Source organism: Bacteroidota bacterium, assembly GCA_030706745.1.
GTDB lineage: Bacteria > Bacteroidota > Ignavibacteria > Palsa-1295 > Palsa-1295 > PALSA-1295.
In genome coordinates this window covers 99,703-115,904 of the sequence record JAUZNX010000007.1, presented here as the reverse complement: position 1 = coordinate 115,904, position 16,202 = coordinate 99,703, and the positions used below count along the sequence as shown (strand labels likewise).

At 53.5% G+C, this 16,202-nt stretch carries 14 protein-coding genes and 2 tRNA genes; 10 read left to right on the top strand and 6 right to left on the bottom strand.

Translation table 11 applies throughout. The features are described 5' to 3' along the window. Positions 1 to 381 precede the first annotated feature (381 nt). The 5 genes from Q8902_09785 to Q8902_09765 all read left to right on the top strand — a co-directional run bounded on the left by Q8902_09785 (position 382) and on the right by Q8902_09765 (position 5,313). Positions 382 to 2,256 (top strand): APC family permease, encoded by a 1,875-nt coding sequence (locus tag Q8902_09785; GenBank protein ID MDP4199848.1) that lies wholly within the window; start codon positions 382 to 384, stop codon positions 2,254 to 2,256. A gap of 54 nt (positions 2,257 to 2,310) precedes the next feature. Beyond that, positions 2,311 to 3,006, top strand: coding sequence for a 2-C-methyl-D-erythritol 4-phosphate cytidylyltransferase (ispD, locus tag Q8902_09780; GenBank protein MDP4199847.1), 696 nt, complete (start codon positions 2,311 to 2,313; stop codon positions 3,004 to 3,006). A gap of 113 nt (positions 3,007 to 3,119) precedes the next feature. Further along, positions 3,120 to 3,791 carry a glycerol-3-phosphate 1-O-acyltransferase PlsY gene (gene plsY, locus Q8902_09775; protein MDP4199846.1) on the top strand — a complete coding sequence of 224 codons (672 nt, stop codon included), beginning with the start codon at positions 3,120 to 3,122 and terminating at the stop codon, positions 3,789 to 3,791. A gap of 78 nt (positions 3,792 to 3,869) precedes the next feature. Continuing rightward, a complete protein-coding gene (locus tag Q8902_09770; GenBank protein ID MDP4199845.1) occupies positions 3,870 to 4,865 on the top strand; it encodes an NAD(P)H-dependent glycerol-3-phosphate dehydrogenase in 996 nt (331 codons plus the stop codon). 175 nt (positions 4,866 to 5,040) lie between these two features. Next, positions 5,041 to 5,313, top strand: a complete 273-nt coding sequence (locus tag Q8902_09765) for a hypothetical protein (protein MDP4199844.1) — start codon at positions 5,041 to 5,043, stop codon at positions 5,311 to 5,313. 68 nt (positions 5,314 to 5,381) lie between these two features. Here the strand turns inward: Q8902_09765 and Q8902_09760 are convergent, their stop codons facing one another. The 6 genes from Q8902_09760 to Q8902_09735 form a co-directional block, all read right to left on the bottom strand. Further along, positions 5,382 to 5,876: a DsrE/DsrF/DrsH-like family protein gene (locus tag Q8902_09760; protein MDP4199843.1), complete on the bottom strand. Its 495-nt coding sequence runs from the start codon at positions 5,874 to 5,876 to the stop codon at positions 5,382 to 5,384. A gap of 14 nt (positions 5,877 to 5,890) precedes the next feature. After that, a complete protein-coding gene (locus Q8902_09755) occupies positions 5,891 to 6,205 on the bottom strand; it encodes a TusE/DsrC/DsvC family sulfur relay protein (GenBank protein ID MDP4199842.1) in 315 nt (104 codons plus the stop codon). Positions 6,206 to 6,235: 30 nt separating this feature from the next. Continuing rightward, positions 6,236 to 7,504, bottom strand: coding sequence for an FAD/NAD(P)-binding oxidoreductase (locus Q8902_09750; GenBank protein MDP4199841.1), 1,269 nt, complete (start codon positions 7,502 to 7,504; stop codon positions 6,236 to 6,238). Between the two features lie 261 nt (positions 7,505 to 7,765). Then, positions 7,766 to 9,817, bottom strand: a complete 2,052-nt coding sequence (gene speA / locus Q8902_09745) for a biosynthetic arginine decarboxylase (GenBank protein MDP4199840.1) — start codon at positions 9,815 to 9,817, stop codon at positions 7,766 to 7,768. Positions 9,818 to 9,963: 146 nt separating this feature from the next. Continuing rightward, positions 9,964 to 10,662 carry a VIT family protein gene (locus Q8902_09740; GenBank protein ID MDP4199839.1) on the bottom strand — a complete coding sequence of 233 codons (699 nt, stop codon included), beginning with the start codon at positions 10,660 to 10,662 and terminating at the stop codon, positions 9,964 to 9,966. Between the two features lie 214 nt (positions 10,663 to 10,876). Then, on the bottom strand, positions 10,877 to 14,752 hold the full coding sequence (locus tag Q8902_09735) for a hypothetical protein (protein ID MDP4199838.1): 3,876 nt from the start codon (positions 14,750 to 14,752) through the stop codon (positions 10,877 to 10,879). 297 nt (positions 14,753 to 15,049) lie between these two features. Between Q8902_09735 and Q8902_09730 the strand changes: the two genes are divergently transcribed. The 5 genes from Q8902_09730 (at position 15,050) to secE (ending at position 16,194) form a co-directional block, all read left to right on the top strand. Further along, positions 15,050 to 15,122: transfer RNA gene (locus tag Q8902_09730), tRNA-Gly, on the top strand. A gap of 83 nt (positions 15,123 to 15,205) precedes the next feature. Next, on the top strand, positions 15,206 to 15,496 hold the full coding sequence (locus Q8902_09725; protein ID MDP4199837.1) for a hypothetical protein: 291 nt from the start codon (positions 15,206 to 15,208) through the stop codon (positions 15,494 to 15,496). 40 nt (positions 15,497 to 15,536) lie between these two features. Beyond that, positions 15,537 to 15,686, top strand: a complete 150-nt coding sequence (rpmG, locus tag Q8902_09720; GenBank protein MDP4199836.1) for a 50S ribosomal protein L33 — start codon at positions 15,537 to 15,539, stop codon at positions 15,684 to 15,686. Between the two features lie 81 nt (positions 15,687 to 15,767). Next, a tRNA-Trp gene (locus tag Q8902_09715) sits at positions 15,768 to 15,840 on the top strand. Positions 15,841 to 15,957: 117 nt separating this feature from the next. Then, on the top strand, positions 15,958 to 16,194 hold the full coding sequence (gene secE, locus Q8902_09710) for a preprotein translocase subunit SecE (protein ID MDP4199835.1): 237 nt from the start codon (positions 15,958 to 15,960) through the stop codon (positions 16,192 to 16,194). Positions 16,195 to 16,202 lie beyond the last annotated feature (8 nt).

The following is a 16,202-nucleotide window of genomic DNA, read 5'->3' as shown; positions in this document are numbered from 1 at the left end:
AGATTCCTGCACACAGGTGTTTACCGCCCCTCATTCATTGACCCATGGAACACCAACAATCAGAACCTGGACCCGAATCGAAATCAGAGCCTGGACCCGAATCCCAACCAGAGCCCGAGCCTGAGCCTTGTGAATCCACGGGCCGAGGACAGAGTCCCCAACGTCTCACTCCACTATCGTTTCGTCCGCCTCGTAGCCTCGGCCACGCGGGGGATTCCGGCACAGTCATATTGGTAGGGCGCAATATGATATTCCTTTCCGTTTGTGCGATCGATTCCATTGCATATCAAGTGCGACTCCAATTCGATGGATTAACCGTTATCGTTTTGCCGGTCCGGGTGTTTGAGGCTGTGAATAAGGAACTCGTAAGATAACTGCTGCATGAAGCTCGTTCTCATTATCGTCCTGAACGCTGGCCTGCTGGGCCTGTTCGTCTACCTCCTGCGAAAGAAGAACCTGCTTTCCTTCATGGATGGCGGGAAGTGGTGGCTGACGTGGCTCTCGATCGCCATCATCACGCTGATGGACGAGTTGACAAGCGTCTTCTATGTCGCCGCGGAATCCTATTTGATAGTTGGCGTCGCCGCGTTCGTCTTTATCATCGCGACATCTGTGCTCATGCGGTTCTTGTCGAGCCGGATGATCGAAATCGCGCACATTCTCGAAAAGCACGGCATCCGTGGTGGCGGTGTCTATAGTTTTAGTTACCTGGTGCTCGGGCCTACGATGTCGTTCGCCGCAGTGGCTTCGATTCTTGTCGATTACATTTTGACGGCTGCGATTTCCACCGTTGCGGCCGTAGGCAACGGGGGTTCGTTTTTCAACCTCTCGCCGGTGGTTATTTACATTCTCATGTTTGCCGTTGTGTGGGGAGTTGCGTCGCTGAATATTGTTGGGATCCGCGAGAACGCGCGGTTTACGTTTCTCATTTTCATCGTTGCGGCGATGATTCTCCTGACACTGATTCTTTCTGCGGTCATCGACCCAAGTCCGGGACAGTTCACCGCGGCCACGGAGGGTGTTCACTTCACACTCACTGGCATGTTCGGGCACGGCTTGTTCAGTGGCATCAGTTTTATGATCTTTGGTATTTCGGGTGTTATTCTTGCCTATTCCGGAATCGAAAGCGTGATTCAGACGGCGGGCTTGGTGAAATCCTGGAAGGACATTCGCAAAGCATACATCTTTCTCGCTCTGACCGTCGGCATCGTTACGCCTCTCATTACGATGCTGGTATTGACTCGCACCGACATCGACTTCAAAGCACACGAGAACGACCTGATCACCTATTTTGCCAATGTGGTGAATGGACGCGTCTTCTCGTATCTCATGGGCGGGCTGGCGAGCTTTACACTGATCATGGCCGTCAACACGGCCTTCGTGGCATCGAGCGAACTTCTGGAGCGCGTCGCGCACCGGTATGGGTTCGACTGGTTGATCAAAACCAATAAGGCGGATTCGCTCTATCGCATTCACATCATGAATGCCACGCTCTTCAGCGTGATTATTGCCGTCACGGCCGGAAGTCAAACGATGCTCGCGCACATGTACGCCGTTGGCCTTGTCGCGAGCTTTACGATCAACATGGGCGCACTAGTCTATTACCGCTACTCACGCGGGAGCGAAGAAATTCCGGACTATCATACGTCGCGCACGGGCACCCTGCTCATATTCCTATTGCTGCTATCGGTCTTCGCGTTCATCGGTTATCACAAGTGGCAGGGCTTTGTACTATGGGCGATCACGGTCACGATCTTTCAGATCATTGGCTTCCGTGTGGCCAAGCGGCGCGCGCCGGAAATTCAGCAATTCCGCAAGACCGACAGTCCAATGGAGCTCATGTTCCGCATTGCCGAAGCGGATGAGACGAAGGACTTTCATCTGTTCTTCCGGCGACAACAGGACACCTCGCCACTGAATTCGGATCCGAACGTTGCATACATCACGCTCTACTCACCCCGCTCGGGATCACCGCAGAAACTTGGCGAGAATCATTACTTGCTGACCCTCTTCCGTGAGTCGCTGGCGCATCGGCTTGTGGCACTGATCTATATGCTGCAGTATGATTTTGCCGATCGCAAAATCGTCTTCCACCTTGGCTGGCCGACCTCGAGTTGGCTCGATCGGTTCTCGACGGGCGTGATGGTCTTTTCGCTGATGCGACTGCCGCGACGCTTCCCGGCGTATAGCTTTGTCATTGAGTATAAGGGACAGGAACACGAGGCCGCCGAGATTCAGGAAGCTGAGAAAAAGTAGTTACGAATAGCAAATGCCGAAAAGCGAATTCCATCACCGTGCTAAGTTGTCATTATGAGGGATGTCGGCGTAATCATCGCAGCGGCTGGAAGTGGCAGCCGATTCGGTAAGGTCAAGCAATTCGAATTGCTCGGTGATCTCGCGCTGTATCAATATGTTGCGCGAACGTTTTCATCAATCGAGTCAATCCGCGCGCTTGTACTTGTCGGCCGTGAGGAAGAGGTGCCCACATACGAAGCCGGTCTACGCGAACTCAAGCTAGAATGTGAGTGCCACGTTGTTTCCGGCGGCGCGACACGACAGGAATCGGTGGCCAAGGGTTTGGATGTATTCCGTGCATTTGACGGCATCGAGGTACTACTCGTTCACGATGCCGCGCGGGCATTGGTGAATCCGCCGCTCATCGAGGCGGTGATTCGGGCAGTCCGCGAGCATGGTTCGGCCATTCCGGGACTACCGGTTGTGGACACACTCAAACGAACAGACGGTCAGAGGATTATCGAAACAGTCTCGCGCGAGAATCTCTGGCGCGCGCAAACGCCGCAAGGAGCACGCCTCGAGTTGATGCTCGGGGCGTATGATGTGGCGCCGGACATACTCCGCACGGCGACTGACGAGGCGCAGTTGCTCGAGCGGATCGGTGAGCATCCGTGGATCGTGCCCGGAAGCGAGTCGAATTTCAAGATTACATATCCGGCCGATCTGGAGCGCGCGCGTTCCGTTCTGGCCAACGCATCGCAGATAGATTAGCAGTTTATGAGCGCAATTTTATTCAACGATTTCTGAAGAGCAGGTGTTGTATCGGCTTCTAAGAGAATTCGCATACTGCCGTCCAAAGGAAATTACAAAGGATTTAGCAACGCATGTTGAGTCTGGTTCTCATTGTCATCGCGAGCTACCTGATCGGCTCGATCCCATTTGGGATCATTATTTCGAAGCAATTTCGTGGATTTGACATTCGAAGCAAAGGTTCGGGCAATATGGGCTCGACGAATGCTTTTCGAGTGCTCGGCTGGAAATTGGGCCTCGCGGTCCAGGTTCTCGATCTGGCCAAAGGACTGGGTGCGGTTCTGCTTGCCACCTATTTCTTCAACGGCCTTCCGTTTCATAATGCGACGCCGTTTCAAGACATCACGATTTTTCGTTTGATCGCCGGATGCTCCGCAGTTCTCGGCCACGTCTACACGATCTTTGCTGGCTTCCATGGTGGAAAGGGAATTAGCACAGCGGCTGGAATGCTGATTGGCGTCGCGCCGATCGAAATTGCAATCGTGGCCGGCATCTTCTTACTGGTGGTTGTTCTGAGTGGGTATGTCTCGCTCGGGTCAATCATTGCCGCGATCATGTTTCCGACAACGATGTTCCTGCGTGAGAACGCGTTCGGAGTTCATATCGTCGGATACAGCACGCTGATCGTCTTTGCGATCGGGCTTGCGCTCTTCCTGATTTTTACTCACCGGGCGAATATTACACGCCTGATCGAGAAGCGAGAAAACCGCTTCGATGCATTACGCATTTTCCGCAAAGCGTCATAAGATTTTCGTGGCCCTTTGGCCACGGACAATCACGACCGTGGATTAGCCCGGCAAACGACGCTACGCCTTCAATTAACCATGAATACGGCTGTCATTGGTGCAGGTGCCTGGGGGACGGCACTGGCGCGCGTGCTCATGGAGAGAGGCCACTCGGTTACGCTCTGGGCCCATCGTGAAGAGTTTGCAACTGAGTTGCGCGAATCTCGCGAGAACGCGATCTATCTTCCCGGAATCCAGATCGATCCAGAGATCGAAATCACGCATAGCCCGGAGGCCATTGCTGGCAAAGAATTATACGTCTTTGCCTTACCATCGCAAGCCACGCGTGCAGTTACGATTGGTCTCCGCCAGCATATTGCGCGGGATGCCTGCTACGTCAATGCTTCCAAAGGGATCGAGCGCGGCAGCGACGAGCGGGTGACGGAAATTATCGCAGAGTCCCTTGCCGTTTCTGCGGCACGCACCGTTGTTCTGAGCGGTCCAAGTCATGCGGAAGAAGTCGCGCGAAGAGTGCCAACGGCAGTGGTGATTGCCGGGGAAAACCACGACACCGTGCGCACTGTGCAGGATGCATTCTTCCTGCCTTATTTTCGAGTGTACTCGAGTTCTGATGTCATCGGTGTCGAGTTGGCCGGCGCATTGAAGAATGTCATTGCTATCTGCGCAGGAATGATCGATGGCGCCGGATTTGGAGATAATACCAAGGCCGCTCTGATGACTCGAGGTCTCGCTGAAATGCGCCGATTGGGTGTTGCGCTTGGCGCGGAGGAACATACGTTCAGCGGACTTGCAGGTCTTGGCGATCTCGTTGTCACTTGCGCAAGCAGACACTCACGCAATCGTTATGTCGGTGAGCAAATAGGGCTTGGCCGCACCCTCGCAGATATTCAGGCCAGCATGAAGAAGATCGCCGAAGGCATAACCACAACAGAATCGGCCCGCAGCCTCGCCAGGTCCCATAAAATCGAAATGCCAATTATCGAGGAGACGTATCGTATTCTCTTCGAAGGAAAAGACCCCAGAGAAGCGACGAACGATCTCATGACCAGAAATCCGAAATCGGAGCGCTGGTAAGGTCAGACACCCATTATCTGGGCAGTGACCGGGACTTGAGTGGTGGATGAATTAACGATGAATTGCAGTGAAGGCTCTTGCTTTCTTCGGCTCGAATGACTATATTGCACACGCGACTAAAGCGGTTATTGGCCACTGTTCAAAATTTTTGGTTCGATTTGCCGAACCCACGAATATGACTGCTACACTTTTGGAGACCCGAATCACTTCGCTCTATGAAGCGGAGCAGCATGTGTATGCCATACCTCCCTCGGGCAAAATGCCCTCGCAGCATTGGACGATGCTGACGAGCGAGCGCCGGGTCAGCCTTCGATCGCGTGCCATCGAAATATGGAAACACTATCTCGAGAATGATGGCCACGTCGTTCCCCATCCCGCGGTGCAGATTCCCGAACTCCGCACGATGCTCTCTCATCCGGATGGCGAATCCATCATCGAGGAGTTGTGACCGGCGCGCTCCCCTTAATGGGCCAGTGCCGACTCCATTCAGTTTTGCGAACTTGATTCGCGAACGAACTATGTGAAGATGATTTGAGCCCCTACTGACTTCTCGTAGAATTCCCCGACTGTGAGGACTTGGTCCAATTGCGGAATGAAGTCATCGTTCGTCAAGTGGAACATGTCAACCGTCGCTTTGCACGCGTATATCTTGCCGCCGGCGTCGTGGAACATCTCGAGGAATTCCGGGATTGGAGGGATGTCCAGCTTCTCCATTTCTTTGCTCATCATTTTCGTCGCGATGGCGGACATGCCGGGAATCGCTCCCATGATGGTCGGCATCGGAAATCCTTTGGCGTCAGGCAAACGCATCGCCGGATTGCCGACGGTTGCAATCCGGAGCTTGTGATTGTACTTTTGAAGTATACCGTAGAGCCCGAAGAACGTAAAAAATAGGTTTGCTTCGATCCCTTCCATCCGGGCGCCGTTCGCCATGATGAGGCCCGGATAGATACCTTCCAGCGAACCGTGCGAAACGACGATCGAGACCTTACTGAGTTTGTCTTCGGCCATTGTGTTTCCTTTCGTTAAACGCAGCTTGCAGGTTTCGGGTAACCGGAGATTTTCGCCGCTTTTTTGATCGGTCCTTCCGGGAATAAATCATAAAGTTCTTTCGTCGGAATCCCGCCGACTTTATTCATACGCCGGATGCCAGGCACGACACCCTTCTCGCCAAAGTCCTTGTCGATGAAATTCAGCACACGCCAATGCGCGGGCGTGAGCGTGACGCCGAGACCCTTCGCAAGTTCCGCAGCAACGTCGGGGTTCCATTGGGCATGATTGGTCATGTATCCCTCGTCATTCACGTCGATCGAGGATCCATTGATTTGTAATACGGCCATAACTAAATTTGTCTGTTGAGTGTGAATGTGTTACGCTTCAGAGGCAACATCAGTCGGCACGGTGGGTGGGATCCGCTTTCCGGTCCGACTCATGGTGTGGCTGATGCCAGGGATCGGCCTGGCTTTCAGCAGTCCATTCCAATAAATCCATCGGAAGGCAAGCTTACCGAGATGGTTCACATAGCTCTCTTTCAAGAGGGAGAACGGGCCAATGCCCGGTAGCGGGAATGTTCCCGGCATCGGTTCGAGCTCGTAGTTGAAGTCGATCAGAAATGCCTTGTTAAATCCCGATTCGATGTAGCAATTCGCGTGGCCGTCGAAATCTTCGGTGAGCGGCTCGCCATGCATGTAGTGAAGGATATTCTTCGTCAACACTTCGGACTCGAAATGCGCGACCGATCCGGCTTTCGATGCCGGCACGTCCGTCGCGTCACCGATCACGAAAATATTATCCTTCACTTTGGACTGCAACGTATGCTTGTCGGTCGGCACGAAATTCAGTTCGTCGCCAATGCCGGAGCGCTCGATCATCGCGTCGCCCATGTTGGTCGGAATCGTCACGAGAAGATCGTAAGGGACCTCCCGGCCGTCCCAGGAGATAATCTGATGCTGATCGTTATCGACACGCGCGATGTTGAAGTCGGTCACCGTGTTGATCCGCTTGTCCGTCAACGTATGTCCCATCACGTCGGCGCAAATAGGCTTTGTAAACGCGCTGGAAAGGGGAGTGACATACACCAACTCCGTCTTGTCGCGGAGCCCGCGCTCGGCAAGCCACCAATCTGCAAGGAAGGAAAACTCGAGTGGCGCTACCGGGCACTTGATAGGAAGCTCTGTAATATGGACGACCAGTCGGCCGCCGTTCCAATTCTCCAGCGCGGCGTGGAGTGCAGTGGCTCCTTCGAACGTATAGAAGTCGAAGATACGCTTTCGCCAATCGCTGCCAGTTAATCCTTCAGTCTGTTCCGGCGCGGTTTTGGCTCCCGTTGCAATGATGAGGATGTCGTAATTCAGCGTCGTCCCGGATGCAAGCATGACGCTGTTTGTCCTCGGGTCGATCCGGTCGATTGCGGATTCCAGATATTCGACTCCATGCGGGATGAACTCTCGCTTGGACTTCACGACGTCCTTCTCTGAGTAGAGTCCAAAGGGAATAAAGAGAAATCCGGGCTGGTAATAGTGCTTCGGGTATTGATCCACGATCGTGATTTGCCACTCATGGAGATCGATACTCTTATGAAGGTGATTGGCCATCATGGTACCGGCCGTACCAGCACCTAAAATCACAAGCTGTCTCATAGTCTCTCCCTTTGAGTGAAAAAAGGACCCCAGAGACTTACGTTATCGTGATCATCCTTACTGAGATGACCCAACAATTCCATTCGGATAGGGATCGTCTTGTCGTCCATGCCGTTCATTTCCATCTTGTCCAAAACCTACTGAGATGTAGGGATAGAAAGAAAATGCCATATTATGCAACTGGCTCAGAGCGCAAGAATTTTATGAATGGAGGGAGGATGGGCAGAAAGGAATTGGCCTGTTTGATAAGAAATCTTACGACTATCCCTTCCCGTTGAACGTCAAATATGTGTGGTCCTGCAAGCCTTTCTCGTACTCGTTCAAGAGTCGCATCGCATCGTTCGGTTTCAACCGGTCAGACTTGATCGCTTCGTCAATCTGGACTTTCATGCGGCGTACCAATTCCTTTTCGTGGTATTGGGTGAGTTCCAGCACCTGCGAAATCGAGTTGCCTGGGATTGTTTCTTCGATGTAGAATCCGGAATCTTCATCCGGGTCTAGGAACACATGCGCCTCGTTAACACGGCCAAACAAATTGTGAAGGTCGCCCATGATGTCCTGATACGCGCCGGTGAGGAAAAATCCAACAAAATACTCTTCGCCAACTTTCAGCGGATGAAGCGGCAGCGTTGTTCGAACGTCACGGATGTCCGCAAACTTGGTAACTTTTCCATCAGAGTCGCATGTAATATCGACAAGCGTGCCGTGAATCGTTGGCGGCTGATCCAGGCGATGGATCGGCATGATCGGGAAGATCTGCCCCAGTGCCCAGTGATCGAGCAGGCTCTGGAAGACCGAAAAATTGCAGAGATACTGATCGGCAAGATGCGGCGTGAGATCGGCAATTTCTTCCGGCACGTCTTCTTCGGTATTCGGATCTTCGGCGCGGCGCTTAAACAGTGCGGCGATCTCCTCGACAATGTGCCAGTAAAATGTCTCGATCTTAGCCTTTGTTGGCAAGTCAAGAATTCCAAGATCGAAGGCATTCTGCGATTCGTCCTTGATCTGCAGCGTGTCATGCAGAGCCTCACGCGGGTTGATCTCGATGCGTTGCTCGATATCGCGAAGTTGCTTGATCCACTTGTGGTCCGACTGGCTCACTGTCAGATCGTATTCTGCCTTGGTTTTTTCGATGGCGCCAAAGACCTGCACGACCAGCAATGCATGGTGCGCGACGATCGCGCGACCCGACTCTGAGACGATTTGCGGATGCGGAACACCTTCTTCGTCGCACACGTCCATGATGTTATAGACCGTGTCGGCGGCATATTCTTCCATCGTGTAATTAGTGGAAGAGTGGAAGCTGCTGCGGCTTCCATCATAATCGATGCCCAAACCGCCGCCGACATCGAGATAGCGAATGCCGCTGAGTCCCATCTTGAGCAGCTTCGCATAGTAGCGGGTGGCTTCGCGAATCGCCCGTTTGATGGAAAGAATGTCCGGTACCTGGCTGCCGATGTGGAAATGAACGAGTTCGAGTGAATCGAGGGCGTTCATTTTCGTCAGATAGTCGATCGCTTCAACGAGATCCATCGTCGAAAGCCCGAACTTTGCCGATTCGCCGCCGGAAGTGGACCAGATGCCGGTACTTTTTGCGGCAAGGCGGATACGCACGCCGATCAGTGGCTTCACACCAAGCTCTCGCGCGACTTCGATGATCGCCTTGACCTCTTCGACCTTCTCAGCAATCATGATGACTTTCTTGCCGAGCCGATTGCCCATCAATGCCGTGCGAATGAACGCGGTATCTTTATACCCGTTGCAAATAATGATGGCATCGGGATTTGTGTGCGTCGCAAGCGCAGCGAACAATTCTGGCTTCGAGCCGGCTTCGAGGCCGTAATTGTAAGGCCGGCCGGCATCTTCGATTTCCTCGACAACTTCGCGAAGCTGGTTGACCTTAATCGGGAACACACCGAGATACTGCCCCTGATAATTCTGCTCTTTGATGTTGTCGGCAAACGCTCTATTCAACCCGACGACGCGGTCCCGAAGCAAGTCCTGAAATCGGAGCACGAGCGGGAAACGCAATCCCCAGTCCCGTGCGTCAGAAATTACATCCATGACGTCCATCGTCGCGCCCTGCTCGCGCAATGGTGCGACGGTCACATGGCCCTTCTCGTTGATCCCGAAATATCCGAGACCCCACCGGTCGATGTTATACGTCTCGACGGCATCCTCGATTGTCCACTCGGCTGCCGTTTTGAAATCGGCGGCAGTGAAATTCCGTGAGGAGTCAAGACCGTTGGTTGCGGCAGCGTATTCGCGCGTTTCCGTCAGTTGCTGTTCGTGGGAAAGAAGCTGTTCGGACAAGTCCTTGGAGTGAATTACGAGTGACGAATGATGGCGGATGCGGTCATGGATGATCGCGTCCGACCCGGAACAGCAGTAGCGCGAAATCGGTGCAAGGGAAATTTCGGCGCTTAGCCACTTGGCGGCATGCGCGGGCTACAGCTAACTCAGACCACCGTGCCAAAGATCGCCCCGATGCCAGCCGTCACTGCGAGCGCGAGCGCACCCCAAAACGTGACGCGAAGCGAACCTCTTACCATACCCGCACCGCCGGTTTTGGCCGCCACGGCACCAAGCACAGCAAGAAAGATGAGCGAAGAACTTGATACGGCCGGGATGAGCATCGCAAACGGCGAGATAAGAACGACCACCAACGGCAATGCGGCTCCTGCTAAGAACGAGGCTCCCGATGCAGCAGCAGCCTGCACCGGACGCGGCTTGACCATATCATTGATCCCCAGCTCATCGCGCGCATGCGCACCGAGGGCATCGTGAGCCATGAGTTCTTCTGCCACTTGTTTCGCCAAAACAGGATCGAGCCCGCGCCCCACGTAGATGTTAGCAAGCTCCTGATGTTCGAACTCATTGTGGACTGCGATTTCCTTCTTCTCGACCTTCAGATCGGCTTCTTCGGTGTCCGACTGCGAACTGACCGAGACGTATTCTCCGGCCGCCATGGACATTGCGCCCGCAACAAGCCCTGCCACTCCAGCGATCAATATGCTACCGCGCGCAGCATGTGACGCAGCCACGCCAACGACCAAACTTGCAGTCGAAAGAATGCCATCGTTCGCACCTAATACGGCTGCACGCAGCCAGCCTGTTCGATTGAAGTTGTGTTGTTCAAGCAGAAAGTGCGATTTCATGGTGAACACCCGGTGGCGGGCTAAATTATGAATAATAATTAAAAAATAAGATTGAGTATATAATTTTATGATGTTCATGCAACACCCAGCCCCTCGAACCTTGTTATATAGGGTGAAGGGGGTACTCTCCGTTTATGTCAGATGATTTCAATGGGACATTCGCCCGTTACAGGGGTCCAGTCAATTGAAATCAGACCAGCGGTCTTGCTCGCTTCTACTTTAATAACATAATCGAGCCGAGCGCTCTCGAAGAACCAGCAGGCGAATCGAATCGCACCTGATATATATACGCTCCAGCCGAGAAGTGGCTGAGATCGAACACATAATCGTGATCTTCACCGCGCGCAAACGGGATGACTTCACTCAGCGTCGTGCGTCCAATGGCATCATGAAGCTCGATCGTTGCAGTGCCTGGCGCGGTAGCATGTAGCTGCACGTGCGCTTCGAAGTTGGTACTGGCTGTCATCGGATTTGGAGAAGGGTCGGTGACGAGTAGCAATTCCTCATTGCGCATTGTGCTCAGCAGGAATGTAGTATTGCAGTCGCGCATCAACGATGATGTGCTGGTTGCGCCCTTGGTCGCCAGCACGCACCGTGCAAAATCAGGATCGGATGCATTCAGTTGCATCGAGTTTACTCCGACGGTGAGATCGGTTGTATCGCCGAGCACGGACTGGAGATGAATAGAAAGGACCGGCAGGGTCGGATCGAGCACAATACCGGCCGGATTCGTCAACTGGAATGGAATTCGAGATTCGCCGTCAATTGATTGCGGCGCGCTCGTCGTGAGTGAAAGATTCGGAAGAGACTCGAGTGATTCATACTCGAAATTATCCTCGTTGTATTCCACTTCGCCGGAGATCGAAGTCAGACCTTTGGTTTGCAGGACCGTTCGGTCGGGCTGCACAGTCACGACAAAACGCTGATTTGGTGCAAGACTCGCCGGTTGCGACATCACGAAGTTCACAGAATCGAGTGGAGCAACGAATGCCTGGATTGGAATGCGCCGAACGGAATCAGGCTTTGCATCAGTCAGTACATTCACCGTATCGTAGAGCATGCCGGTGTGCGTTTCATCATAGGTAATATGTAGAGAATCACTCTGGCCAATTGCCAGGCCGCGTGGAGGGTTTTGCCCGGTTCCGGACACATCAAATCCGGCGCCCCAACTTGCCATGCTCCATCCCAAAACGGTGACAGAATCGCAACCGGTGTTTGTGTAACCGATCGTGGTATCACGCGCTTTGCATGCAGAGAGTGTGCCCAGCATGATTTTCGAAGTATCGAGCGCAAGCGCGCTTGCTCCGCCGGTCACATTAGCCCAGATCATAAATGTGGTGTCGTGTCGCACACCATCCATTCGATAATAGAGATGAAGGTTGCCAACAAACTGGCCAGGACCGCTGGCGGTAAGCACCATCTTTAGATGGACGGAATCATTCGCCAATACTTTTGGCAACGAAGGCGAAGTGGATACGATGTAAGAATTCGTGTTTCCGCGCATAGGAATGTAGGCGATGCTATCGAGGGACATCGAATCGCAACCGGGATCCAGAATTCTCACAATGCCAGAATCGGGAAGCTGGCACATGGTGCGGTCTGCAAACCGGAAACCACCATCAGTGACAGTGAGTCGGGCAGAGGGTAGCATGACCGGAAGGAATTTCCCTCCAACTGCTGATGCCCGCAATGCGAGTGTATCTGAGATTTGCTTTCCGTTGACGATAGCTTTAAGTATGGCCAGACCTGCATCGCTATTCGTTCGTGGCCGATACCGCACGCGAACCGTGATGCTTTTGCCGCTTGCGAGTTTGATGGGGAAGAGAGTCGAATCGAGCAGCGAGAATGGCGCTGGAATGTTCAGGCTGTCCAATCTAACATCATTGCAGGTAGCGTTGCGGAATGTGATCGTCGTATCGAATGACTCACAGAACGAGACATTGCCAAGGGCAAATGAATTGGGATAAACAAGCGAGCCCGAACTGGCGCCCGTGCCTGTAAGCGTGATCGTTCGCGTAATCTTCGAGCCCAGGTACCGATAGTCGAGCGTGATCCTACCGCTTGTTGCGCCGAGCGAGTGTGGTTGGAATCGCAGAAGCAGCGTCCAGTTGGAATCGGGAGGAATCTTAACCGGAAGTGGTATCGGCAAGCCATTCGTATCGAGCAGCGCCCAGTCTTTCGTGTTCAGCGTATCCAGCGTAATCGTGAGTGTGTCGCATCCGCGATTGCCAATATGGATGAGCGTATCGTCCGTCGTGCAGGTCGAAAGAGTATCGAATGCTAGCGAAAGCGCGCTCGCTAGAGCCTCCGCGCTACTCAATATGCCTCGTAGGCTAACTTTTGAGAGTGCCGGTTGCCGGAAAAACTCGGTACCGAGCTTAAGCGTGTCGATTCCAACAGCGAAGCTCTTTGGATGGAAATGCAAGCGAATCGGAAGAGAAGAATCCGGTGGAATAGCAATGGGGAGCAGCAGTGGCATGCCCAGCGAATCCGTCGCGGACCACACCTTGTTTATTGCGAGCGCAGCGCTCGTCAGCGTGACGGTGTCACAACTGTTGTTTGTAAATGTCACGATGGTATCGTACTCGCAATTGACAGAATCCAAACGGATCGCAGCCGGGACATCGAGCAATAGCGGTGGTTGCACTGCTCGAAGATACACTTTGATAATGGTGGAGTTATTCCAATTAAATGCCGGTGCGGTAAATTTCACAAGGATCGTTGCGGAATCGAGTCCCGCCGTATCCAGCATGCGGCGTGGACACCAATGAAGGCGGTAGCCGAGCACCTGTTCTCCCTTGAGCATTTGCGGCACCAGAACGCTGTCGATTCCGAATGCCTTCGAGGTGGCAGGTTTTCGTGTCGAGTCCACAATCTGGAATGATGTTATCAGAAGGGAATCGAAGTAGGGATTTTGGAAGTACTTCACAACACTTATGGAATCGCAGAGCGAAGCAGTTAGCTGGATCTCGGTCTCAGGAATCTGCGGCAGTGGCGGACACAAATTGACCAGAGTGCCATCTCCGCCATCAGTCGATTTCCACAGTCCTCCAGTGGCATCCCCCGCATAAAGCGCTCCCGGCGTAACCGAAAACCTGGTATCGTATCCGTTGTTGGGACCACCAATCGGTGACCAGGTGCTTCCACTATCCGTCGAACGATAGAGGCCATGCCCCAGCCCAGACATGACACACTGAACATACAGCGCGCACGTGTAACCGGTGATGCCGCCAGTGATATATGTTGCGCCGAAACTGGATGCCGTGAGCCAGGTTTGTCCAAAATCAACTGGTGACCGATAAATATCCCCACTGGTTTCATCGGCTGCGACGAAATATCGTTTGCTTTTCGCCCCATAGATGCCCCAGGTCTCTGTCTGGAGGTTGTTCGAAGTAAGTGCGGGTCGCCAGGTCAGGCCGCCATCGGTCGTGTAATTGAATTGATCTCTGAGGAAGCTTGATGCTCCATGTATCGAATCGACAAAGTCCAAATCGTTATCCGTTTGTCCGAAGGTCGAGCCAAACGATGCGCCGCCATTCGTCGATACATAGATTCCAGGAGCGGCTCCGCGATTGGTCACAATGAGTGCGCGCGGCGTCGCTCGGACGCTCGTCAGACCAAGCCCGGTGCCACCAGTAAGTCCAAGGTTCGACCAGTTAAGACCGCCATCGAGCGTATGCCAAAGACTCGAACCGGAGGCTTGCGACATTTCAAACGTAGCCCAGCCCTCCAACTTGTCTTTGAACCAAATGTCCGTGACGACGCAGGTGCTTCCGAATGTCAGTGCTGGAGTATTTGGGGCGACCCAGGTTACACCGCCGTCCGTGGTCCGCATGAGCGGGCAACCGAGCCCACCCTGTGAAAATCCGATAATTCCAACCGAGTCGTCGAAAAAGTACATGGAATTGACCCGAGCGACCGGCGCAGCGAACTGTGCGACTTTCTTCCATGAACCCAAAGAAGGGTCTGCAAGGAATAATTGCGAAAGAAGCGCGAAAACGACAATGGAGTACACCGAGAGGCCCCTTGCTCGCAAGCGGTTCGTGCACTCGCTATGAGTAGTCCCACCGACCGACGGAATGTTCAGCATAGGGGAGCAGAGAGAAGACTCGCCACAAAAGTGGTCGTTTCGCAACGGAGCGGCAGGGGGTGCGGTTCCGGGAGGCAACGGCCAGAAAGTTCGGTGGAACACATCGTGCCGCGCATTTGTCTAAGGGGCGCTGAGGTCGCGAGATTCCACCCTTTTGGGGTATTTGGATCGAGTGGCCCCGGCTTTTTTTTCGCGGTTTTGCGGTTAGAGCGCCGCGCAGTGCATTCCCTCTCGTAATGGGAAATCTCCAGACCGGAGAGGACCGACGAGGAATCGTCGAGCGAGGGATCGCCAAGCGCGGGAGTAACTCAGTTGGTAGAGTCACAGCCTTCCAAGCTGTTGGTCGCGGGTTCGAGTCCCGTCTCCCGCTCTGCGGTAGTGGATAGCTGATAGTGGATAACGGATAACGAATCCTCACTATCCACTTTCCACTATCAACTATCCACTAGTGAGATGACACCACCAAAGCTTTGTGGGGACTGTGGGACGCAGATGGATGTCAATCCGGACTTGTTTGCAATGCCCGGACTGGACGCTACGCCAACGGGGCTGCAGTTCAACTTTGCACGCGCGCTGCCGGTGACGGTCTACATTTGTCCGAGCTGCGGGCGGTTTAAGTTGATGTCGGCGATTTTTTTGAATAATATCGAGCCGATGCAACCGCAGGCGCCCCAGCAAGTGCAAGCGCATCCAGCTCAAGCGCAGATCGTGGGACAGCCGGGCGTGGAAGCAGAGACCAAGTGAACGTTTTGAATACGAGTTTAGAATAAAAAGGTAAGAACCGATGAGAGACATCATTACACTCGAGTGCACCAGTTGCAAGTCGCGGAATTACTCGGCGACGAAGAACAAACGGAAACAGTCTGGCCGCGTGGAGTACACCAAGTACTGCTCGCGCTGCAACAAGCGCACGCCGCACAAAGAATCGAAGTAACGCGTAACGCGTAACGAGTGATGAGTAACGTGTGACGAGATTAGACTCGTTACCCGTTACTCATCTACTCGTTACTCACGAACGTCAGTAGCTCAATTGGTAGAGCAGCGGTCTCCAAAACCGCAGGTTGGGGGTTCGAGTCCCTCCTGACGTGCTATCGGGTGATGAGGTAGGGGTTAATGGCATTAACCCGCTTAACCCAGGGAGGGCTAACTCAGTTAGCCCCGACTAACACCATTAGCCCCTACCTGACCCCGTAACTTTAAGCACTATGGCTGAAACAACTGCAATCGCTCCAGGGACCCAGAAGCCAAACCTTGGCAAGAAGTCCTTTTCCTTTTTCAACGACGTCGCCCGCGAAATGCGCAAGGTCTCCTGGCCCAAGCGCGCCGAGCTCCAAGATGCGACCGTAATCACTCTCGTGCTGTGTGTCCTGCTTTCGATCTTCACGTTCGGCGTGGACAAGATATTCGAGACGGTCATTCGCACGATATTCAACTTATTCTAAATGCAAGT